Raw genomic sequence first — 23,498 nt, 5'->3', positions numbered from 1 at the left:
CGAGGGAAGGCTCGCTGTAGCACCGGGCGGTTCAGCCCGCAGTGATGGGAAAATCGAAGCGCAGTTTTGGAAACGGCTCATCCCGAAGCGTGTAGTGCCACCACTCGCGCGCATAATTCTTGAAGCCGCCGGCGCGCATGGCGTCGAGCAGCTTTTTGCGGTTTGCCGCTGCTTCTGCCGCCAATGGGCGATGGGCGGTTTCGCTCGCCGGGTCGAAACAGTCGAAGCTGGTGCCGAAATCGAGCGTGCCGGCGCCGGCCGCGCCGCAAGCGGCGGATGACTTGTTCTTGCCGTCGCTGCGGGCGATGGCGACATCGACGGTCGAGCCGCGCGAATGGGTGGACAATTCGCCGATATAGCCCTTGGCGATGAGGTCGCCGCGCTGCACCTGAGGGTACCATTGCGGATCGGGCGGGCCGCCCTCTCTGGTCCATTTGCCCATGTCGGCAACGGCGCGGGCCGGGCGGTAGCAGTCGAAGACGACCAGCGTCAGGCCATCGGCGGCGAGCGCTTTCTGCACGCCGGACAGCGCTTGCGCAGCTTGCTTCGTGAGGATGCAGATTGGGGCGTCGTAGCCATCGGCCTTGCGATGCAGGAAATTTTCCAGGCCGGCATAGCGGATGTCCTGGCGGATCGAGGGATCGACATCGGCCAGGCGGACAAAGCCATCGGGCAGGGGATCGGCGGAGGCGGGGGAGCAAGTCGAAACGAACATGGATAGGGCTAAGGCCAATCCTCGATGCAAGCGCTTCGGCACACCCCCCTCTGGCCTGCCGGCCATCTCCCCCGCAAGGGGGGAGATCAGATGTCGCTGCGGCTTTCGCCAATTTTCAACGTTGCTGAATGAGCGCGGCGCCGAAGCTGCCAATCTCCCTCCTTGCGGGGGAGATGGCCGGCAGGCCAGAGGGGGGTGCCTCGCGCCGGGTCTCGGGCGAAGAAGCCCAATCCCCTGAATCGCTTGGCGCCATCTATTCAACGAACACCTTCACGCTTGCCGCGCGTCCCACGGCGTCGATGACGGTGAGCGTCGAATAGCCGGCGCCGTCGGGCAGCCAGGTCGCGGTGCGGCGGCGGTCGATGCCGACGAGCGGCTTGCCATTGGCCAGCCAGCGGAACGGCGCGCGGCCGCCTTGCAGTTTCAGCACCAGCGGCGAGGCCTCGGCGGAATTGGTGGCGAGATCGACGCGGGCGCCGTTGGGCGGGAAAATGATCGTTGGCGCCGGTTCCGTCGGGCCTGCCTGCACCAGTCCGTCGGCGCCGGCGCCGAAGCGCGCCAATGTCACCGGCAGGTCTTCGCGCCTGGCCTTGACGACGCCGGCCGGCTGGCTGGGCAACGGGACGGCGGTGAGGCCTGAACGGACGAAGCCCTCGAACAGGATGGGGGCGGCCGAGACATAGCCGGACAGGCCGGGCACCGCACCGGCATCGGCGCGGCCGACCCACACACCCAGCACGTAGCGGCCGTCGAAGCCGACCGACCAGGCATCGCGATAGCCGTAGGACGTGCCGGTCTTGTAGGCGATGCCGCGCTGCAAGGCGCCCTCAGGCGGCTTTACGCCCGACAATATGTCGGTGATCTGCCAGTTCGCCTGGGCGTCGAGGATGGTGGCGGTGGCGCGCTCGTCGTTGGCCGGCTCGGTGCCGTCATGCAGCGTGTTTGCCTTGCCGCCATTGGCCAGGCCGGTATAGAGCTGGACGAGATCGCGCAGCGTCACGCCGACGCCTCCGAGGCCGATGGCGAGGCCCGGCGCCTCGTTGACCGGCAGCACCGGGCTGACGCCGGCCTGGCGGAAGCGCGCCATCAGCCGTGCCGGGCCGACAGAGTCGAGCACGCGGATTGCCGGCACGTTGAGCGATAGCTGCAGCGCCTGGCGGATCGAGACATCCCCCTGATACCCCATGTCGAAATTCTTCGGCCGGTAGCCGCCGAAATCGACCGGGCTGTCCTCGATCAGCATTTCCTGGGCCACCAGCCCCTGCTCGAAGGCGAGGCCATAGATGAACGGCTTCAGCGTCGAACCGGGCGAACGCACGATCCTGGTCATGTCGATCCAGCCGGAGCGGCTGGCGTCGAAGAAATCGGCCGAACCGACTTCGCCGAGGATGTCCCCGGTGCGGGCATCGGCCATCACCATGGCGACGGAGAGGCGCGGCCCAAGTTTGATCGCGGCATCGCGCGCCACCTGCTCCAGTCCTTGCTGGACGCTTTTGCGGATCGTCAGCTGCAGCGGCTTGCCGGGGACGGCCTTGGGCAGCATGGCGTAGGCGGCGTGTGGCGCCAGCGCCGGCAATTTGCGGCGCAGGCCCGAGACATCGTCTAGTGCGGCGCGCGCGGCTTCGCGCTCGCCGAGCAGGCCAGCTGATACCATGCGGGTCAGCACGCGGTCGCGGGCGGCATGAGCGATGGTGAGATTGCGGTCGGGACGGCGCTTTTCCGGCAATTGCGGCAAGGCGACGAGCAGGGCTGCTTCCGAGACGGTCAGCCGCTTCGGCTCTTTGCCGAAATAGGCGAGCGAGGCGGCGCGCACACCTTCGAGATTGCCGCCATAGGGCGCCAAGGTCAGGTAGCGTTCGAGTATCTCCTGCTTGGACAGCCGCCGCTCGATCTGGATGGCACGCAGCATCTGCTTGATTTTCGAGCCGAGGCTGCGGCTTTCGCGGGGCTCGATCAGCCGGGCAAGCTGCATCGACAAAGTCGAGCCGCCGGAGACGATATGGCCGCTGGTGACGAACTGGCCGGCGGCGCGCGCCAGCGCCAGCATATCGACGCCATCATGGTCCCAGAAGCGCTTGTCTTCATAGGTGACCAGCATGTCGACGAACTGCTTGTCGACCTGATCGAGATGAGTGTCGAGCCGCCAGTAACCGTCCGGCGTGGCGAAGGCGCGCAACAGCTGGCCGTCACGATCCTGGACTTCGGTGGAGACGGTGAGTTTCTCGGGCAGTGGCGGCGGGAAAGCGCGGTCGAGTTCCCAGAGAGAAGCGGCAGCGATCGCCGCAAAGCCGACGAGGGAGGCGGCGGCGATGCCTGTTCGACGGAGAAATTTTCTGGAGAGCATGGTGGTGCCCTTCATCCGCCTGCCGGCTCCTTCTCTCCGCATAGCGGGGAGAAGGAGATGGTCGCGGACATCGGCGTGTTCATCTTCGTCAAGGCGCCTTACGGCGCCTTGATCTCCATCATGCCGGTGGCGGTGCGGGCCGAATATTGCGGCCGGTACATGTCCTCCACCGTGGCTGCCGGATGGGCATAGGTGCCCGGCGTTACCGCACGCACGACGTAGGCCAGCATGATGTTGCGGTCGCCATCGCCGTCATTGGGATTGAATGCCGCGACGAAACGGTCGTCGCGGAATTCGAGATGGGCTGCATCCGTTTGCGCCAGCCAGGTGAAGTTCGACAATTGGGCGCTGGAGACAAGGCCCGGATTGTCGATCTCGAAGCCGGCCGGCAACAGGTCGGTGATCAGCAGGCGCGAAGGCCAGCGGTTCTGCTCGTAAACCTTGAGCACGACCACGTAGCGTTCGTTCTGCGTCGCCTCGGTGACGTTGGCTTCGGTGCCATCGAGCTTGTAGTAGGTGCGGTCGATGGTGAAGCCGTCGCCGCCGGCCGGCAAGGGCTCTACCGGCGAGGCGACCGTGGTGACGACCGCCTGCAGCGGCGTGGCGCCGGTGTTGGCGATGGTCAGCGGGCTGTCGGCAATGTCGGTGCCGCTGAGGTGGTTGGAATATCCACCTGCATGCGGCGCGCCGTTGACCGACAGCGTGATCGAGTCGTTGCCCGACTTCAGCGCGCGGGCCGCCAACAGCATCCAGGACTCGTCCTGCGTGCTGGTCCAGCGGGCATCGGCACGTTCCCTTGCCACCAGCCGGATCAGTTCCGGCACGATGGTCGGCGCCGGCTTCGATTCGGCGGCGAGCGCCAGGATCGCGGCGCCATCACGCAGCCGTGAGCCATAGTCGGACCGGTAGTAGTCGTACTCGGTGGTCGACTTGGCCAGCTGCAGCGCCGTCTGGAAGGTCGCCTCCGAACGTTGCGCGTCGCCGTAGAGCGCCAGGCTCGCCGCCAACTGGGCGACGGCCATCGGGCTCGAGAAGGCTTCGAGCTTGGTGTCGGCGTAGTAGCGCAGATCGCCGACCGAGGCCTTCTTGTTGCGGGCCAGAACATAGAGCGCGTAGGCGATTTCGCTGCCGCGATCCTGGACGTCCTGGTCGTAACCGACCGAGTTTTGCAGATTGCTCAGCGCCTGGCTCATCGCCAGGGCCGGCACGTCGTAGTTCTGCTCGCGCGCCCGGGTCAGGAAGTCGGTGACGTAAGAGTCGAGCCACAGATCGCCGGAGCCCGGACCCCACAGGCCGAAGCTGCCGGCCGAAGCCTGGTAGCTCAGCACCTTGTAGATGGCCGCCTGCACGCGGCCGTGCAGTTCGGGATCGCTTTGCATGCCGACGCCGGACGCCAGATCGTTGACGTAGAGAAGCGGCATGGCGCGGCTGGTGGTCTGCTCGGCGCAACCATAGGGGTAGCGGTCGAGCGTCATCAGCAGCGACGGCACGTCGAAGGCGGCAGCCTGCGAAACGCCGACGCTGATCGAGGCGCCGTCGAGCAGGCTTGCCGCGAGCAGCTCCTTGTCGACGCGCAGCGAGCCGCCATTGCCCTTGAGGTCGACGACCAGACGGGTGGTGACCGGCAATTGCGCCGGACGCACCGGGACATACAGCGTCTGCTCGACGGAGGTGCCGTCGCCATGGGCGAGCTTGATGGTGATCGAGGCATTGCCCGCCGTCTGTGCAACCAGCGGCACGGTCAGCGTCTGGCGCTTGCCCTTGGCGAGAGTCAGCTTTTCGGGCAACGGCTTGTCGCCGGTCGAGAGGTCGCCGGTCGTGGCGATCGACAGGGCATAGTCGCCCTCCGGACCGTCGGTGTCGGCGACGTCGAGCCGCATGATCGCTGCATCTCCAGGCGCCAGGAAGCGGGGCAGGCCGGCGGTGATCACCACCGGATCGCGCACGATGACATCGGTCGTGGCATGGCCAACGGCCTCCTTGGTCCAGGCGACGGCCATGACGCGCACGGTGCCGTTGAACTGCGGGATGTCGAAGTCGATCCTTGCCTTGCCGTCGGCGTCGAGCTGGACCGGGCCGGAGAAGAAGGCGACCAGCTTTTCGGTCGGCGGACTGCCTTGCGGCTGCATCGAGGCGCCGTCGCCGCCGGTCCTGAGCTTGCCGGTGGTGCCGAGCGAGCCGTCGATGAGACGGCCATAGATGTCGCGGACTTCAAGCCCGAGCATGCGCTGGCCGAAATACCAGCCCTCCGGATCCGGCGCCTTGTAGTTGGTGAGGTTCAAAATGCCGACATCGACGGCAGCGACCGTGACATAGGCATTGCTGCCCGGTGCTACGCCGGCGACGGAAACCGGGATCGACAGCTGCTGGCGCGGCATCGTCTTGTCCGGCGGCGTCAGGGTGACGGCGAGCTTTTTCGAACCTGGGTCGACCGTCAGCCATTTTACGCCGATGGCGCGCGCCGGCATGCGGGTTTCCTGCGCATCGCCGGGCCGGAACAGGGTTGCGGTGATGTAGGCGCCGGCGCCCCAGTTGTCACCGACCGGGATGTCGACCGTGCTGCCGCCGGCCGGCACGGTTGCCGTGACGGTCTTGAGCAGCTTGTCGGCGCCGATGGTAACCAGCAGTTCGCCGGCAAAATGCGGCGACACTTTCAGCTTGGCCACGTCGCCGGCGGCATAGCTGTCGTTGTCGAGAGCGATCTCGAGCCCGTCAGGCGTTTCGGTGGAGGTCGAGGAGACATACCAGCCGGCGTCGAACTCATAGCTGGTCGCCGGGCCTTCGGGATCCGCAGTCTCGATCTCGAGCCGGTACTGGCCCCAGTCGACCGGCATCGTCACGGTCGCCTCGGCATCGGCGCTGAGATCGACCTGGCCGTTGGCGATCGACTTGGTGAAGGTGACCGGTTCGTAGTTCCACGAGTTGTTGTTGCGATACCACTGGTAATTGCGTTCGACCTTGACCAGCGACCACTGCGCGCCCTTCAGCGTCTCGCGCTTGCCGTCGGGGTCGACTGCGATGAGGCTGAACTTGGCGGTGCCGCCCTGCGGCACCTCATTGTCGGCGAAATCCGGACGAATGCCGATCATGTGGCCTTGCGGGCGGATGCCGATGTTGAGCGAGCGCTCGATGGCGCGGCCGCCGGTTTCGCGCATGCGAACCGTGACCTTGGCGTCGACCAGCTTGGTGGTCGCGGGCAATTGGTCGACCGTGACCGGGAAGGTCGCCTTGCCGTCGTCGCCGACCACCGGCAGACCGGTGAACGGGGTGACCGAAGGCTCGGCCGACTGCTCGTCGGCAAGGCCGAACGAATAGCCGGCGAAACGGTCCCAGTCGCGCGCCGTCGAAAGCGTCAGCTCGCCTTCGAGCGCGAGGCCGGCGGCCGGCGCGCCATAGAGGAAGCGGCCGTCAATGTCGATGTTGGCGGTTTCGCCCTGTGCGATCTCCTGCTTGTCGGACTTCATGTCGAACTCGATGCGATCCGGCACGAAGTCTTCGACCAGGAACATCTGGCTGGAAACGGCCGCCTGCTTGGGATCGGTATAGATCGACACCGTCCAGGTGCCGCGCATGGCGTTGGCTTCGAGCGGCAGGTCGACGGCATAGCCGCCGGCCGAGACGCCATCGGCAACGATGCGGCGGTTCTCGACGCCGTCGGGACGGGTGAAGATGAAGGTCAGCGGCAGGTTTTCCACCGCTTTGGAGGCGCCGTCGCGGGCAAGGGCTGCGACATGCACATCCTCGCCGGCGCGGTAGATGCCGCGTTCGGTCCAGGCATAGACATCGAGCGCACCCGGTGCGGCACGTCCGGAGACACCACGATCGGAAAGATCGAAGCCGGCGCGGCCCATGTCGAGGAAGACGAAATCGTTGTCGCCCTGCTTGGCCATCAGAACGGCCGGCACCATGCCGCCGTCGCCGCGCGTCAGGCCGGGATTGAAGACAGCATGGCCTTCGGCGTCGGACGTGGCTGTGCCGAGGATTTCATTGTTCCTGGCCAGCAGCGTCAGTTCGGCGCCGGCGATCGGCTTGGCGGTTCCGAGCGAGCGGGCAAAGACATTGAGGCCATCCTGGCCGGTATAGGTCGACAGGCCGATGTCGGAGACGACGAACCACTGCGTGGCAAGCGAATTGTAATTGTCCTCGTCATTTTCATTTACCGCTTGCGCGGTCAGCACGTAGACGCCGGGCTTGCGCTGCGGCAAGGCTTCGTCGACCGGGAACGAAGTCGTGACGTCCTTGTTGAGGTCGTTGGCGATATCGAGCTGCCCCTGCCAGACCGGCTCACCCATCTGGTCGGAAATGCTGGAGATATCATAGCCGTCGAGCTGCTTCAGGAACTGATAGCCGGACAGAAGCTGCGCGAGCGAACGATCGCCGATACGGTAGAGCTTCATCTGCGCGGTGTTCATGTTGACGGTGACGATGGGGATGCCACGGCGGGCGCCGGCGGGCAGCACGAAGCTGTCGCCGGTGAAGCGGGCGGACGGCGCGCGGTCCTGCACATAGATCGACAGTACGACCGGAGCGGCGGTGACCTCGCCAATGGCGGCCGGCAGACCGGCGCGGAAGGTCACTTCGTAATGTTGGCCGTGCTCCAGGCCTTCGACGCAGATCTGCTTGTCCTTGGCCTCGACGCCCTTGGGCGGCTGGTTGTCGACGGTGACGAACTGGGCGTAGTCGACGCCGGTCTTGACCAGATCCTCGGAAAACTGCGCGCAAATGCGCGGCGCGCTGGTGTCGGCGTCGATCGAGTGATCGATGACGCGGAAGCCCTTGCGGGCCTTGAGGTCCTCATATTCGGCCTTGACCGCCGGCGAACTGACCAGCGCGAGGCTGGCTTCATAAGCCTGCAGGGCTGGACGGTAGAGATCGCGGCGGTCGAGGCCGTTGCCGAGCAGCGCCAGCACTTCGGCGCGGGTCTTGGTGGTGCGCAGCAATTTGTAGGCGTTGATGGCGGCGGAGGTGCCTTTGACCGGCAGATTGTACGATTCGGAGGTGCCGCTGGCCGGCTGTATGGCAAGCGTTTCACGCGCCAGACCGAGCCAAAGCTGGCCGTCGTCAGGCAGGACCGAGACCGCGGCCTCGTATTTGTTCATGGCCTGGCCATGGTCGCCGGTCAGTGCAGCCTGTTCGGCGGCGGCGCGGAGTGATTCCAGCCCGTCGGTCGGCTTGTCATAGGCCGGATCGGTCAGCTTGTTGCGGTATTGCTGGGCCTGGTCGGCCATCCAGTTGGGGAAGAAGGCGAGTTCCGGCGGGGCGCCGATATCGGGGTCGCCATCGACATTGACGAGCTTGCCCGCGACCGCGCCGCTGAAGGGTTTCAACTGGTTATAGTCGGATTTTAGGAAGCACCATTTGGCCTTGTTGTTGTAAGTAAAGGCGCGGCAGGCGGGGTCGCCGAGGCATGTCGTCTTGCACTGATCGAGGCTGACATTCTGGTCCGATCTGAGATCGAAGCCGAAATAGTCGGAATTATTTGAGGTCACCACCCGGCGGGCTTCGGCCGCTTGCGCTACAGACCCCCAGGCGAAAATGAGAAGAATCAAGATCGACAGACCACGAGCCGCCGCGCGCATCGCCATAACACCCTCCAGACACTGCTACGTCCGCGGCATGTTCAAGCTTCAGTCAAGCTTGTCAACACGAGGACGGGCAGGTTTCCGCCCGCCAACGGTTCCCAAACCGGCCAATGACCGGTATGCCGATAGTTCATCCACGGGAAAGGGATCACGCTTTCTTGCGAAAACGCAGAAGGTGTGAATTCCAAGCCCTGCCTATTTCAGACAATTGGATTGTGGCCCCTTTACGAGCGCTTCAAAACTTCATTCCAATTTTAGTTTTGTAACCTAGGTTGTCCTGATGCCGGCGTATGAAGCGCAGATGTCGAAGGTAAGTGCGCCACGGCGCACGCTTTCGCGTGCGCTGATTGTGGCGTTGGCGTGCTCGAGCGTGCTCGTTGCCGAATCGGGGTCGGCGGCCGCCTTCGAGCTCTTCGGCATCAAATTGTGGGGCTCTTCGAATGACGAGGACGCCGATATCGTCGACCCGCTGCGCTATGCGGTGACCATCGAACCGCCCGATGCCGACAAGGACTTGGTCAAGAAGCTCGAAAACGCCTCGTCGCTGAAATCCGACGAGGACCGCCCGGTTTCCGGCTCGCTCGGCCTTTTGGCAAAGGCGCGTAGCGACCGCGAACAGCTGGTCGCCGCGCTTTATGCCGACGCCCGTTATGAAGGCGTCGTCACCATCACCATCCAGGGCAAGGTGCTCGACGATTTGCCGCCCGATGCCGAATTTACGGGTCCGCAGCCGATCCCGGTGGTGATCAGCATCTCGAGCGGGCCCAAATTCACACTCGGCAATATTCGGCTGGAGGGCGATGCCGCCGGGCTGGCGAGCGCCGATTTCGGCCTGATAGCCGGCGGCGATGCCGGCTCGGGCGCCGTGCTCAAGGCGGAGGCGCTGATCGTGCGGGCGCTGAAGCAGGAGGGCCGGCCGCTGGCCCGGATCACCGACAGGCAGGTCGTGGCCGAGCACACCACCTCGACGCTCGACGTGACGCTGACGGTGGCCGCCGGGCCGGTTGCCGGTTATGGCGACACCACCGTCGATGGCACCGAGAAGGTCAATCGCGAGTTCACCGAATATATGACCGGGCTGAAACGCGGCCGGCAATATTCGCCCGACGAGATCGACGATGCCCGCGACCGGCTGCTGAGGCTCGAAGTGTTCAACAGCGTGACGCTGAAGGAAGCCGACAGTCTCGACGCCGACGGCAACATTCCGATCGGCGTTCAGGTCAGCGAGCGCAAACCACGCTATTTCGGCGTCGGCGGCACTTTCTCCAACACCGAAGGCCTAGGCCTGGAAGGCTATTGGGGCCACCGAAATCTGTTCGGCCGGGCCGAAAAGCTGCGCATCGAGGGCAAGATCAGCGGCATCGGCAGCAACGATCTCAGCGAGCTCAACTACAATGCCGGCATCATGTTCGAGAAGCCGGGCGTGATCGGGCCGGCTTCGAAATTCATCGCCAGCGTCAAGACCGTCCTCGAACATCCCGATGCCTACGACCATTTCTCGGTCAAGGGCAGCACCGGCCTGTCCTATGAGATCGACAAGAAGCAGACGGTTTCGGCTGAAATCGCGCTGGACTATTCCAGGATCACCGACGCCTTCGGCAAGCACAAATACCTGATCGCCAGCATTCCGCTGCAATATGTCTATGACAACAGGGACAACCGGCTCAACCCGACCAGCGGCTTCAGGGTTCTGGCCTATGCCGAACCGAGCTACGACATTCTGAGCGGCGCCGCCTTCCTCAAGCTCAGGGGCGAGGGGTCGGCCTATCAGTCGCTCGACACGGCCTCGAAATTCGTGCTTGCCGAACGCGTCGCGCTGGGTTCGATCGTCGGCACCGGCCTTCAGAACGTTCCAGCCGACAGGCGCTTCTATTCCGGCGGTGGCGGCTCGGTGCGGGGCTATGCCTATCAGGGCATCGGACCGAAGGACATCGACAACCAGCCGATCGGCGGGCTTTCCTTCTTCGAAACATCGGTCGAAATGCGCATTGCGCTGACCGACACGATCGGCATCGTGCCGTTCGTCGACGCTGGCACTGTCTCGACCACAGCGACGCCGGACTTTTCCGACGTGAAGGTCGGCGCGGGCGTTGGCCTGCGCTACATCACGCCGTTCGGGCCGCTGCGCATCGACGCCGCCGTGCCGCTCAACCGCGACCGTGGCGACCCGCGTTTCGGCATCTATGCCGGGATCGGACAGGCGTTCTGACGATGAAGATTTTGAAACGCATCCTTCGCCTGTTTTTCTACACGCTGCTGATCGTGGCGGCGGCGGGCATCGGCGCGTTGGTCGTGCTGACCAAAACCGAGCGCGGCCGCGAAAATCTCGCCGGCATCATCTCTGACATGGCCTCGTCAGGGGACAGCAAAGTCACGGTCAGCGGCATTAACGGTATCTGGTCCGGCGCGCTGACGGTCGACCATGTCGTGCTGGAAGACCGCGAGGGCGCCTGGCTGGTGGCCCGCAAGGTGGCCGTCGACTGGTCGCCGCTGGCGCTGTTGTCGAAGAATTTCAGCGCCGACCGCATAGCGGCCGAACGGATAGAACTGGCACGGCTGCCTGTGGCGAGCACCGAGCCGAGCAAGAGCGGGTCGACCGGCCTGCCGGTTTCGCTTGATATCAGAGCGATCGATTTGCCGGAGATCGCGCTCGGCCAGCAACTTGCCGGCAGCGGCATTGCCGAACTTGCGGCCAAGGGATCGGCCAAGGTCGATGCGTCGCCGCTGGCGATCCAGACGGTGCTCAACGTTACCCGCCATGACGGCAAGCAAGGCAATGTCGACGCCAACATCCACTTCGCGCCGGATGAAAACAAGCTCGACCTCGATCTCAAGGCTTCCGAGCCGGCCGGCGGCATCATCGCCAACCTCCTCAAGCTACCCGGCGCGCCGCCGGTCAACATCGTCGTCTCGGGCACCGGGCCGCTGGCCAACTGGAGCGGCATCGGCACCTTCATGGTCGACGGTCAGATCGTTACCCAGCTCACCGGCCGGCACCAGCTCACCGACAAGGGCAACCGGATCGAGGCCAAGGGCGACGGTTCGTTCGAAGGCTTCCTGCCGGAACGGTTCAAGTCGCTGTTTGCCGGCAAGACCAGCTTCGACCTAGCCGGCACCGCGACCGCGGCCGGCGGCGTCGACATCGAGCGCGCTGCGATCGAGAGCGACGCAGTTCATGGTACCGCTGCCGGCATGGTCGAGCCCAAGGGCGCCAGCGACCTTTCGGTCGAACTCGTGGCCAAAGCCAAGCCGGTCACGGTCAATGTCGGTACCCAGGCGCAGCCGATCATGGTGGCCATCAACAATGTGACCGCGCGCGCCTTCGGTGACGGCAAGGCGCCGATGATTGACGCCAGCGCTTCACTGGTCTCGGTGGTGGCGGGCGGCTCTCAGGTGAACAATCTGGATGCGAAGATCCATTCCGACGGTTTCGACATCGAGAGCCGCAGCGGCCCGGTCAGTGTAAGTCTGGCGGCCGCCGGGCTGAAGACCGACGTGGCGACGCTGGCGCCGCTGATCACCGGCAAGCTGACGGCCTCTCTTGCCGGTTCGATCAGCAGGGACGAGATTTCGCTCGACGAAGGCACGCTGCGCAGCGATGCTCTCAATGCCGGGCTGACGGCTAAGGTGACGCTGGCCGATCTCGCCATGACGCTGAAGATGAATGCGGATGCTGTGTCGACGGCGCTGCCGCCGCAGATCAGTTCGCTGCTTGGCGAACGGGTCAAATTCTCGGCGACCGCGACGCGCGATCCGCAGGGCTCTTTCGCCGCCAACTCGATCGAACTCACTTCCGGTTCGCTGAGCGCCAGCGGCACCGCCAGCGCGCAAGGCAGCGATATCCAGGCCGACATCAAGGGCAAGCTCGGCGACGTCTCGGTGCTGTCTTCGCTGGTCGGCGTGCCGATCGCCGGCGGGGTCGATTTCGCGCTGACGGCAAGCGGCGCGCGCAACGCACCGGATTTCTCGGTTTCGGCCGACAGTGCCAGCCTGACGGCCTCCGGCCGCACCGTCAAGGACATCAAGCTGACCGCATCGGGCAAGGCCGACATTGTGAGCCCGGCCGCAGATGTCTCGCTGACCGGCGCGGTCGACGAACAGCCGCTCGCCATCAAGGCGGCGCTGGTGACGAGCGATGGCAAGCGCTCCATCAAGGGGCTCAGCGTAGCGCTGGGCGACAACAAGGTGTCGGGCGACCTCACGCTCGATGAAAAATTCCTGCCGCTGGGGACGCTGACGATCTCCGCCCCCGATATCGCGCCGCTGGCGTTGCTGGCCGGGCAGACGGCGGCCGGCGATATCGGCGGCACCGTGGTGTTCGCCAAAGACGGCGAGGCTCCCACTGTCACCATCAATGCAGCCAGCGTGTCGATCGCGCGCGGTGATGTGGCAGCCAAGGCAGTCACCGTCAGCGCACTGATCGCCAACTATCTCAACAGCCCTGCGATCTCCGGCACGATCAAGGCCGAGAGCGTGACCTCGGGAACGACCGTCGTCAGTGGCATCGGCGTCGACCTCAAGCGTGACGGCGACTGGACGAATTTCACCGGCGGCGCAACCATATCAGGCATTCCGGCGACAGCTGCCGGGCGGGCGAAGATTGCCGGGGGCGCGACCAGCGTCGAGGTCGCGTCCGGCGAGGCGACGGTGCGCGGCATCAAGGTGGCGATCGCCGAGCCGTCGAGCCTGACCATTGCCGATGGCATAACCAACATTCAAAGGCTGGTAGTCGATCTCGGCGGCGGCTCGGTGACGCTGTCGGGCACGGCGGGCCAGACGCTCGATCTGGCGGCGACCTTCTCGGCGCTGCCGGCTGCGCTTGCCAATGGCTTTTCACCCCGCCTCGATGCCGCGGGCACGCTCGACGGCACGGCGCAAATCACCGGGCCATCAGCAAATCCCGACATTCGCTTTAATGCAAAGCTGGCCGGCGCCGAGACGAGCCAGACCCGTCAGGCCGGACTCGGGCCGCTCGATGTCGATGCGGCCGGCAGCTATTCCGCGGCCGGCGGCGTCGTGCTCGACCAGGCGACGCTTTCGGGTGAGAAAATCTCCGGCAAGGCGGCCGGCACCCTCAACCCGAACGGCGCCAGCGATTTCGCGCTCGATCTGACATCGTCCGGTCCGAGCCTGCCGTTGACGCTGGGCAGCGCGGAAAGCCCGATCAAGCTCGAATTGCAGGCGCTGTCGGTGAAGGCGGCCGGGCAGGCTGCGCAAGCCAAGCTCGACATCTCGGCGGTACTGCCTTCGGTGGCGACGGATGACGCCAAGGTCGAGGGCATTGCGCTTGCGCTGCATTCCGATGCATTTGATATGAAAAGCCGAACCGGTCCGATCTCGGGCACGGTGACGGCGGACAAGATCGGTCTAGACAATCCGACCATCGCGCCGCTGATCGTCGGCAAAATCACCGCCAAGGTCGCGGGCAGCCTGGCGGCCGATGCGATTACCATCGACAGCGGCTCGGTGCAGGGCGATGCGCTGGGCAGTGCCTTCAATGGCCGTGTCGGCTTTGCCGATGGAGCAATCGACCTCAACCTCAACGCCGACGTGCTGTCGGCGGCATTGCCGGCTGCGGCGCGCAGCGTGCTGGCAGAGCGCACGCAGCTCAGCGCCACGCTGAAGCGGGATGCCGATGGCAATGTCAGCGCCAATCCGGTCACGCTGGCGTCGGGCGCACTGACCGCGGACGGTCAGGCCAGCCTCGCCGACAACAAGCTTAGCGCAGATATCAAGGGTGCACTGGCCGACATCTCGCTGTTGTCGAAAGATGCCAAAGGCGCGATCAGCTTTGCACTCAACGCGCAGGGGCCCAGCCTGGCGCCGGACCTGTCGCTGACGGTCAACAGCGACCGCCTGCTGGTGGCGGAACGCGAAATCACCGGACTTAAGCTGATTGCGACCGGCAAGGCCGATGCCGCGAACCCGGCAGCCAATGTGCAACTGACCGGCAATGTCGCGGGGCAGGCACTGCAAGGCAGCGCGGTGCTGGCGACTGCCGACGGCAAGAGCGCCATCAACGGCCTGCTGCTGTCACTCGGCAAGAATAGGATTTCCGGCGACCTTGCGCTCGACGAGGCTTTCGTGCCGGTCGGCACCATCGCGCTCGACCTGCCCGATATCGGACCGCTGGCGGCGCTGGCGCTGGAAAAGGCCGAAGGCGATGTGCGCGGCACTATTGCATTCTCCAAGACCGCGGATGGCCCGAACGTCGCCGTCAAGGCTGCGACCGCTTCGATCACGCGCGGCGACCTGCAGGCGAAGACGGTGTCGATCGATGCGCTGGTCGCCAACTATCTCGCCGCGCCGGTCATCTCGGGCAAGATTCGCGCCGACAGCGTCATTTCCGGCGGCACCGCCATCAGCGGCATCGATGTCGATTTGAAGCGCGACGGCGACTGGACCGGGTTTTCCGGCGGCGCCACCGTCAAGGGCATTCCGGCGAGGGCTGCGGGCAGGGTAAAGGTGGCTGGCGGCACCACCACCATCGAACTCGCTTCCGGCCAGGCCACGGTGCAGGGCATCAAGGCGGCCATCGCCCAGGCCTCGACCGTCAGCATCGCCAACGGCACCACGACGCTGGACAAGCTGGTGCTCAATCTCGGTGGCGGCACGGCGACGGTGACCGGCAAGGTCGGGCAGGCACTCGACATCAGTGCCGCGCTGTCGAAGGTGCCGGCTTCGCTGGCCAACAGTTTTTCGCCGGGCCTCCAGGCCGCCGGTTCGATTTCGGGAACAGTCAAGGTAACCGGCGCGCCGGGCAATCCGACTGTTGCTTTCGATATCGATGCTGGTGGGGTGCAGACCTCGCAGACGCGCAGCGCCGGTCTTGGCGGCATGAATATCTCTTCGTCGGGAACATTCGCCGGCAAGAAGCTCACCTTCAACGCCGACATCAGCGACGGCGCCGGGCTTGGCCTCAAGGGCGGCGGTACGGTGACGACGGCCGGCACACCAGCGCTGGTGCTCGACTTCAACGGCAAGGTGCCATTTTCCTTCCTGGCCGCCAAGCTTGCGGCGCAAGGGCTGTCGCTCAGCGGCACCGCCAACGTCAATATCCAGATGCGCGGCCCGGCGGCGTCGCCGGTGATCGGCGGCACGGTCAGCACGTCGGGGGCCCGCCTGGTCGACGCGCGCTCCGGCCTTGCCGTCAATGACATTGCCGCCGACATTTCGATCGGCAACGGCGTTGCCCGGATCAACCGGCTAACCGGCACGCTGTCGACACGCGGCAGCCTGTCGGCCTCCGGCACACTCGGCATCAATCCGGCGCAAGGTTTCCCAGCCGATCTGTCGATCAAGCTGGTCGACGGCCGCTATACCGACGGCAGGGTGGTGACAGCCAATCTCGGCGGCGACCTGACCATCAAGGGGCCGCTCACCTCGGCGCCGGTGATTTCGGGCACCGTCAACCTGGCCAAGACCGTCATCACCGTTCCCGATAAGCTGCCGGGCTCGCTGGCAGCGCTCGGTGTCAAGCACAAGAACGCGCCCGCCTCCGTGCGGGCGCAGGACAAGGCCTTGCGACCGGCGGCGGCCAGCGGGGGTGGCGGCAGTGGACTTGTCCTCGACGTCACGGTCAATGCGCCGAACCAGATCTTCATCCAGGGCAGGGGTGTCGATGCCGAGTTCGGCGGTTCGCTGAGGCTGACCGGCCCGGCGGCTTCGCCGCAGGCGGTCGGCACCTTCACCTTGCAGCGTGGGCGGCTGTCGATCCTCGGCAAGCGGCTGACCTTTACCGAAGGCACGGTCGGCTTTTCGGGCTCGCTGGTGCCCTACCTCAACTTGACCGCGACATCGACCACGACCAGCGCCACCGTCACCATCGTCGTCTCGGGCGAAGCGACCAATCCGAAATTCGACTTCTCATCGGTGCCGGCGCTGCCCGAGGACGAGGTGCTGGCGCAGCTGATTTTCGGCCGCTCTATGTCGAACCTGTCGCCGCTGCAGATCGCGCAGCTGGCCGAGGCCGCCGGCCAACTGGCCGGCGTCGGCGGCTCGACCTCGCTGCTCGAAAACCTGCGCAGTGCAATCGGCGTCGACGACCTGGATGTGACCACCGATGACCAGGGCGGGACGGCCGTGTCTGCGGGCAAGTATCTCAATGACCGCACCTATGTGACGATCCAGAAAGGCGACAGGCCAGGATCGGGCAAGGCGACGATCGACCTCAATGTCGGGCGCGGCGTCAAGCTGCGTGGCGAGGCTAACGATGGCGGCGAGGCCAAGGGCGGCATATTCTACGAAAAGGAATATTGAGTTCCTGGCCCTTACCGCCGCCGGAACTGGCGCTGTCTCAACCCGCCCAAATGTATCAGTTACTCGCCTAAGCAGATTCCGGCGGAATCTGGGCGCGCTAGCACTTTTGCGCCAAGTCTGTCGTTATCACGCGAACCGCTCCCTTTTCAAAGTTGCACATTCCCTAACAGGTTCCGTAGCCATGCCGTCTTTGACATCACGGCAGGGATGCGGAATGTTAAAAGGCGGAAAGCCAACAATGGGAGTTAAGGTATGACAAATTACAAGAGTAATGGCGATCGCGTTCCCGATCACATCCTGGCTATGGCCGAAGAAGCCAAGGCAGGCAAAGTCGATCGCCGCGAGTTCCTCGCCATGGCCAGCGTGTTCGGCGCGTCGACTGCGATGGCCTACGGCATGCTCGGCGTAGCCGTGCCGACCCAAGCCAGGGCCGAAGAGGTGCAGGGCAAGAAGGGCGGCATCCTGAAAGTCGCGCAATGGGTCAAGGATCCCAAGGATCCACGCAAGGCCGATTGGTCGGAAATCGCCAATGCCGAGCGCCAGGCGCTTGAGCCGCTGGTCAAGTACACCAGCGAATACACGTTCCGCCCGTACCTTCTGGAGAGCTGGGAAGTCAACGACGACGCCACCGAGTACACGCTGCATGTGCGCAAGGGTGTGACCTGGTCGAATGGCGATGCCTTCACCGCCGATGACGTCATCTTCAATCTCAAGCGCTGGGCCGACAAGAAGGCCGAGGGCAATTCGATGCCTGGCCGTCTCGGCACGCTGGTCAAGGACGACAAACTCGACGAAAGCGCCGTGACCAAGGTTGACGACCACACCGTCAAGCTGAAGCTCGGCAAGGCCGACATCGCGCTCATTCCGAACATGTGCGACTATCCCGGCCTCATCGTGCACAAGAGCTTCGACGAGAAGGGCGGCGACTTCAAAGCCTGCCCGATCGGTACCGGCCCGTTCGAGCTCGTCTCCTACGATGTCGGCCAGAAGGTGGTCTACAAGCGCCGCGAGGACAACAAGTGGTGGGACGGCGAGGTGTTCCTCGACGGCATCGAATTCGTCGACTACGGCACCGATCCGGCAGCCATGGTCAGTGCCTTCGAGGCCGGCGAAGTCCATACGAATTTCGAGACCTCGGCCGACTATGTGTCGATCCTCGACGGACTGGACCTGGTCAAGTCCGAAATCGTCACCGCGTCGACCATCGTGTGCCGCACCAACATCAACAACAAGCCTTACGGCGATCAGAAAGTGCGCAACGCGCTGCAGTTGGCGGTCGACAACAATGTCGTTCTGCAGCTTGGCTACGGAAATGCCGGCACGGTGGCTGAAAACCACCATGTCTGCCAAATCCACCCGGAATATTACGAGCTGCCCAAAGTCGCTCGCGATCCGGCCAAGGCCAAGGCGCTGATGGCGGAAGCCGGCCAGGCCGACTTCGAGCATGAGCTGATCACGGTCGACGAAGACTGGCACAAGAATACCGGCGACGCCATCGCCGCGCAGATGCGCGACGCCGGCCTCAAGGTAAAGCGCACGGTGCTGCCGGGCTCGACGTTCTGGAACGACTGGACCAAATACCCGCTGTCGATGACCAACTGGAACATGCGCCCGCTCGGCGTTCAGGTTCTGGCGATCGGCTACCGCACCGGCGAGGCGTGGAACGAGTCGGCCTATTCCAACCCCGAATGGGATGCCAAGCTCAATGCAGCATTGGCCGTTGCCGATGCGGCCAAGCGCAAGGAGATGATGAAGGATATCGAGCAGATCCTGCAGGATTCCGGCATCATGATCCAGCCTTACTGGCGCAAGCTCTACAGCCACTCCGTCAAGGCGGTGCAGAATTACAAGATGCATCCGACCTTCGAGCGCGACTACGGCAAGGTCTGGCTCGACCAGGCGTGATTGCAACGTCAGGGAAGGGGCGCTTCGCTCCTTCCCGTCACGCCTCGCATGGTCCAGAACCGGAAGCCGCCGCAGCAAAAAGTTGCGGACTCTCCTGAAAGACCGTTCAATAAAACTGGGTTGATTGCATCCGAGTGCCGATTTGACGGCCAACTCTGCCGGCAGCGGCAAAGCTGGTTTTTCGAACTGGCTCCAACCCCAACCAGACCGGCAGGGGACCGCCATGCTTTCTTTCGTAATCCGGCGTCTCGGCACCATGGCATTGACGATGCTGTGCCTGACGATGATCGTCTTCTTCCTGATCAACCTCGAGCCGAATTTGAAGAAGCTGGCGATCAGCCAGACCGAAATGCACACATCGGCCGAACAGCTCGAAAGTTGGCTGGTCAACCATGGCTACCGGCAGAACTTCTTCGTGCGCTACGGCCAATGGCTGGGCGTCGTCCCGAAGCAACCGGTGACCGATCCGGCGACCGGCAAGCCGACGCAGCGTTTCTCCTTCTGCAACGATCCGCTGGAGCCGAAATTCTCCGGCATCCTGGAAGGTGATTTCGGCTGCTCGACCAAGTTCAAAACCTCCGTTGCGTCAAAGCTCTTCCCCGCACTCGCCGCCACCGGTATCCTGATGCTCTGTGTGCTGTTGGTGATGGTGCCGATTTCGCTGCTGATCGGCATCCTGGCCGGCATGCGCGAGGGCTCGCGAACGGACCGAACACTGTCCGTCGCATCGATCGCGTCGACGGCGACGCCCGAATATGTGTCGGGCGTCATCTTCACCGTCATCTTCGCCTCCTGGCTCGGCTGGCTGAACGGTTCGGCCGCCTCGGCAAGCCAGGGCATCACCTTCTACAATTTCACCCTGCCGGTGATGACGCTGGCGATCTACGGCATCGGCTACATCGCCCGCATGACACGCGCCTCGATGGTCGAGGTGATGACGCAGCAATATATCCGCACCGCCCGGCTGAAAGGGCTTTCCTTCGGCAGCGTCGTCGTCAAGCACGCGCTGCGCAATGCGCTGATTGCGCCCTTCACCGTCATCATGCTGCAATTTCCCTGGCTGCTTACCGGCGTCGTCATCGTCGAGGTGATGTTCCGCTACCAGGGCTTTGGCTACACGCTGGTCGAGGCCGCCGGCAACAACGACATCGATCTGCTGCTTGGCTGTTCACTGGTCTCGGTGTTCATCGTGCTGATCACGCAGCTCATCTCGGATGTCGGCTACGCGTTCCTGAATCCGCGTATCAGAGTTCAATAGGGGGCTGGGGCAGATGCAGGTCGAATATATCGGTGCCTTCAATGTCGTGCTCGGCGTGATTGGGCGTTTCTGGCCGGTCTGGTTAGGGCTTGCCCTGGTGATGGGAGCGAGCTTCGCCTACAAGAAAAGGCTCGGCCTCTACGGCCAGCTGTTCGATAGCGGCGTCGGCATAGTCGGTGTCGGCATCTGCCTGTTCTGGCTGTTCACGGCAATCTTCGCGTCGACCGTCGCGCCCTTCGATCCGCTCGCCCAGGTGCCGATCATGAAGGATGCGCTGCCGGGCGCGCTCGAGCCGGTATCGAAACTCATCTACTATTTCGGCGGCGACAAGCTCGCCCGCGATGTCTTTTCGCGCATGGTCTATGGCAGCCAGATCGTGCTGATCATCGCACCGGCTGCGACCGGTTTCGCGCTGATGGTCGGCATTACGCTCGGTCTGCCCGCCGGCTACTATGGCGGCCGGATCGACACTGTGCTGTCCTTCCTGGCCAATCTGGTGCTGGCCTTCCCGGTGATCCTGCTGTTTTACCTGCTGGTGACGCCGGGCATCATGGATACGCCGATCCCCTACGCCATGGCCGGGCTGTTCTTCCTGTTCCCGATCATCTTCTTTTCGGTGCTGTTCTGGACGCGCTACAAGAACCGGCCGGACCGCCTCTATATATTGCTCGGGCTGACGCTGATCATCGGCGGCTGGGTCTATGCCGGCCTGGTGTTCGACGCCGATCCGTTCAAGATCATCCACATCGATCCCAACCAGCTCAACATCTTCGTCGCGGTGGTGTTCGCCTCCAGCCCCGGCGTATTCCGCATCGTGCGCGGCCTGGTGATGGACATCAAGACGCGCGACTATGTGGCGGCGGCGCAGACGCGCGGTGAATCGCCCTGGTACATCATGCTGTGGGAGATCCTGCCCAATGCGCGCGGGCCGCTGATCGTCGATGCCTGCCTGCGCATCGGCTACACCACGATCCTGCTCGGCACGCTCGGCTATTTCGGGCTGGGCCTGGCGCCGGAGAGCCCGGACTGGGGCACCGCAATCAAGGACGCCAGCCGCCTGCTGCGCTCCTTCATCCACCCGGCGCTGCCGCCGACCATCGCGCTGATGTCGTTCGTGCTGGGCTTGAACCTGCTTGCCGACTCGCTGCGCGAACAATCGATGAAAGACTGATCTGCGGGTCGGCCCGCGAGCATGAAAATAGGATTGGAGCGACCCATGAATGAGGCAGTTCGAAATCCCGGCAAGCCGACCCTTGGGCCAAGCGCTGCGCCGATCATCGAGATCGAGAACCTGTCGATCTCCTTCTTCACCCGCAAGGGCGAGATCCCCGCCGTCATGGACTTTTCCTGCACGGTGATGCCGGGCGAAGCCATGGGCATCGTCGGCGAGTCCGGCTGCGGCAAGTCGACCGTGTCGCTCGGCATCATGCGCGACCTCTCCAACATCGGAAAGATCGTCGGCGGCAAGATCAAGTTCCAGGGCAAGGACATGGGCGAGCTGTCCGACGAGGAGTTGCGCTCCATCCGCGGCAACAAGATCGCCATGATCTACCAGGAGCCGATGGCGAGCCTCAATCCGGCGATGAAGGTCGGCCAGCAATTGATGGAAGTGCCGCTGATCCACGACAAGGTGTCGAAGGAAGAGGCTTACAAAAGGGCGCTCGAAATGGTGCGCTCGGTGAGATTGCCCGATCCCGAACGGATGATGCGTTCCTATCCGCACCAGCTGTCCGGTGGCCAGCAGCAGCGCATCGTCATTGCCATGGCGCTGCTGTCGAAGCCGGCGCTGCTTCTGCTCGACGAACCGACGACGGCGCTCGACGTGACGGTGGAGGCCGGCATCGTCGAACTGGTCAAGGGGCTGGGCGAGAAGTTCGGCACGTCGATGATCTTCGTGTCGCACAATCTGGGCCTCATCCTCGAGACCTGCGACCGCATCACGGTGATGTATTCGGGCGAAGCGGTCGAGACCGGCAAGATCAAGGACGTGTTCGACCGGATGCGTCACCCCTATACGCAAGGGCTGTTCCGCTCGATTCCGCTGCCGGGCGCCGACAAGAATTCGCGGCCGCTGATCTCTATCCCCGGCCAGTTGCCGCTGCCGCATGAGCGGCCCAAGGGCTGCAATTTCGGCCCGCGCTGCCACCATTTCGTTGAGGGCGTCTGCAATGCCGCCGAAATCCCGATGATCGAGGTCGCCGGTCACGAAGGGCATTTCTCGCGCTGCGTGCGCTTCAACGAGATCGACTGGGAAGCGCTGCCTCCCGGCGCCAAGAAGGTCAATGAGAAGGTTGTGCCCGGCGCGCCGGTGCTCAAGATCGAGGATTTGAGAAAATACTACAAGGTCGGCGGCAGCGAAGTGTTCGGCTCCAGCGAAGGCCGCGTCGTCAAGGCCAATGAGACGATCTCGTTTATGGCCCGCGAATCCGAGACCGTCGCCATCGTCGGCGAGTCCGGCTGCGGAAAGTCGACGCTGGCCAAGGTCCTGCTCGGGCTGGAGACGGCAAGTGCCGGCACAGTGACGCTGGGCAACAAGGAGATCCAGTCGACCGGCATCGAGAAGCGCAGCGTCGAAACGGTGTCGTCGATCCAGATGGTGTTCCAGAACCCGTTCGATACACTCAATCCCAGCCACTCCGTCGGTTCGCAGATCATCCGCACGCTGGAAAAATTCAAAGTCGGCAACAATGTCGCCGAGCGGCGCAAGCGCATGCTGGAGCTGCTCGACCTGGTGAAGCTGCCGCGGGCCTTCGAGACGCGCAAGCCGCGTCAGCTCTCAGGCGGCCAGAAGCAGCGCATCGGCGTGGCGCGTGCCTTTGCCGGCGATGCCAAGGTGGTGGTGGCCGACGAGCCGGTGTCGGCACTCGACGTCTCGGTGCAGGCGGCGGTGACCGAGCTGCTGATGGACATCCAGCGCAAGAACAAGACGACGATGCTGTTCATCAGCCACGATCTGTCCGTCGTGCGCTACATCGCCGACCGCGTCGTCGTCATGTATCTCGGCTACATCGTCGAGCAGGGCACGACCGACCAGATCTTCGCGCCACCCTATCACCCCTACACAGAGGCGCTGCTGTCGGCTATCCCGATCGCCGACACCAGCGTGGTCAAACGGCACATCGTGCTCGAAGGCGATATCCCGTCGGCGATGAACCCGCCGAGCGGCTGCCCGTTCCAGACGCGCTGCGGCTACAAGAGGCTGGTGCCGGACAATCTGTGCGAGACCAAGGTGCCGCCGGTGAAGCATCTCGGCGATGGCCATATGAGCCTGTGCTGGCTGTCGGACGATGTGCTGGCGACGATGGAGCCCGTGATCAAGTTCGACAGGGAACACGCAGCGCATGAGGGCGTGCCGGAAGACGCACCGGATGGGATCGGCCCCGGTTTCGCCGGCGAACCGCCGAAGCGCCCGCATGGCAAGAAGCCGAGCTGACC

General features: G+C 64.2%; 9 protein-coding genes. 6 read left to right on the top strand and 3 right to left on the bottom strand.

Annotated features, from left to right (window positions below; genetic code table 11):
• Positions 1-31 precede the first annotated feature (31 nt).
• From NKH22_RS07855 to NKH22_RS07845, 3 genes are all read right to left on the bottom strand, one after another.
• Positions 32-715, bottom strand: a complete 684-nt coding sequence (locus NKH22_RS07855) for a M15 family metallopeptidase (protein WP_023690810.1) — start codon at positions 713-715, stop codon at positions 32-34.
• A gap of 253 nt (positions 716-968) precedes the next feature.
• Complete coding sequence (gene pbpC, locus NKH22_RS07850; RefSeq protein ID WP_031207981.1) at positions 969-3,074, bottom strand: penicillin-binding protein 1C; 2,106 nt, start codon at positions 3,072-3,074, stop codon at positions 969-971.
• An 83-nt stretch (positions 3,075-3,157) separates the two neighbouring features.
• Entirely contained in the window at positions 3,158-8,644 is a 5,487-nt protein-coding gene (locus tag NKH22_RS07845; RefSeq protein ID WP_352909309.1) for an alpha-2-macroglobulin family protein, read from the bottom strand.
• 277 nt (positions 8,645-8,921) lie between these two features.
• Between NKH22_RS07845 and NKH22_RS07840 the strand changes: the two genes are divergently transcribed.
• From NKH22_RS07840 to NKH22_RS07815, 6 genes are all read left to right on the top strand, one after another.
• Positions 8,922-10,850 carry an autotransporter assembly complex protein TamA gene (locus tag NKH22_RS07840; RefSeq protein WP_352909307.1) on the top strand — a complete coding sequence of 643 codons (1,929 nt, stop codon included), beginning with the start codon at positions 8,922-8,924 and terminating at the stop codon, positions 10,848-10,850.
• A gap of 2 nt (positions 10,851-10,852) precedes the next feature.
• Positions 10,853-16,900, top strand: a complete 6,048-nt coding sequence (locus NKH22_RS07835) for a translocation/assembly module TamB domain-containing protein (RefSeq protein WP_352909305.1) — start codon at positions 10,853-10,855, stop codon at positions 16,898-16,900.
• Between the two features lie 252 nt (positions 16,901-17,152).
• Positions 17,153-18,805: an ABC transporter substrate-binding protein gene (locus NKH22_RS07830; protein ID WP_023668187.1), complete on the top strand. Its 1,653-nt coding sequence runs from the start codon at positions 17,153-17,155 to the stop codon at positions 18,803-18,805.
• Positions 18,806-19,028: 223 nt separating this feature from the next.
• The gene (locus tag NKH22_RS07825; protein WP_023668188.1) at positions 19,029-20,063 is read left to right on the top strand and encodes an ABC transporter permease; all 1,035 of its coding nucleotides are present in this window, start codon (positions 19,029-19,031) and stop codon (positions 20,061-20,063) included.
• A gap of 13 nt (positions 20,064-20,076) precedes the next feature.
• Positions 20,077-21,234 carry an ABC transporter permease gene (locus NKH22_RS07820; RefSeq protein WP_023668189.1) on the top strand — a complete coding sequence of 386 codons (1,158 nt, stop codon included), beginning with the start codon at positions 20,077-20,079 and terminating at the stop codon, positions 21,232-21,234.
• Positions 21,235-21,279: 45 nt separating this feature from the next.
• Positions 21,280-23,496 (top strand): dipeptide ABC transporter ATP-binding protein, encoded by a 2,217-nt coding sequence (locus NKH22_RS07815; RefSeq protein ID WP_023804942.1) that lies wholly within the window; start codon positions 21,280-21,282, stop codon positions 23,494-23,496.
• Positions 23,497-23,498 lie beyond the last annotated feature (2 nt).

This window comes from Mesorhizobium sp. M1252 (genome assembly GCF_040318265.1).
Taxonomy (GTDB): Bacteria; Pseudomonadota; Alphaproteobacteria; order Rhizobiales; family Rhizobiaceae; genus Mesorhizobium.
The sequence above is the reverse complement of the archived record's forward strand: the minus strand, read 5'-3'. Positions and strand labels throughout refer to the sequence as shown.

Coding starts and splice junctions, on each gene's coding strand:
- NKH22_RS07855 (WP_023690810.1), bottom strand. CDS start 715: ATGTTCGTTTCGACTTGCTCCCCCGCCTCCGCCGATCCCCTGCCCGAT.
- pbpC (WP_031207981.1), bottom strand. CDS start 3,074: ATGAAGGGCACCACCATGCTCTCCAGAAAATTTCTCCGTCGAACAGGC.
- NKH22_RS07845 (WP_352909309.1), bottom strand. CDS start 8,644: ATGGCGATGCGCGCGGCGGCTCGTGGTCTGTCGATCTTGATTCTTCTC.
- NKH22_RS07840 (WP_352909307.1), top strand. CDS start 8,922: ATGCCGGCGTATGAAGCGCAGATGTCGAAGGTAAGTGCGCCACGGCGC.
- NKH22_RS07835 (WP_352909305.1), top strand. CDS start 10,853: ATGAAGATTTTGAAACGCATCCTTCGCCTGTTTTTCTACACGCTGCTG.
- NKH22_RS07830 (WP_023668187.1), top strand. CDS start 17,153: ATGACAAATTACAAGAGTAATGGCGATCGCGTTCCCGATCACATCCTG.
- NKH22_RS07825 (WP_023668188.1), top strand. CDS start 19,029: ATGCTTTCTTTCGTAATCCGGCGTCTCGGCACCATGGCATTGACGATG.
- NKH22_RS07820 (WP_023668189.1), top strand. CDS start 20,077: ATGCAGGTCGAATATATCGGTGCCTTCAATGTCGTGCTCGGCGTGATT.
- NKH22_RS07815 (WP_023804942.1), top strand. CDS start 21,280: ATGAATGAGGCAGTTCGAAATCCCGGCAAGCCGACCCTTGGGCCAAGC.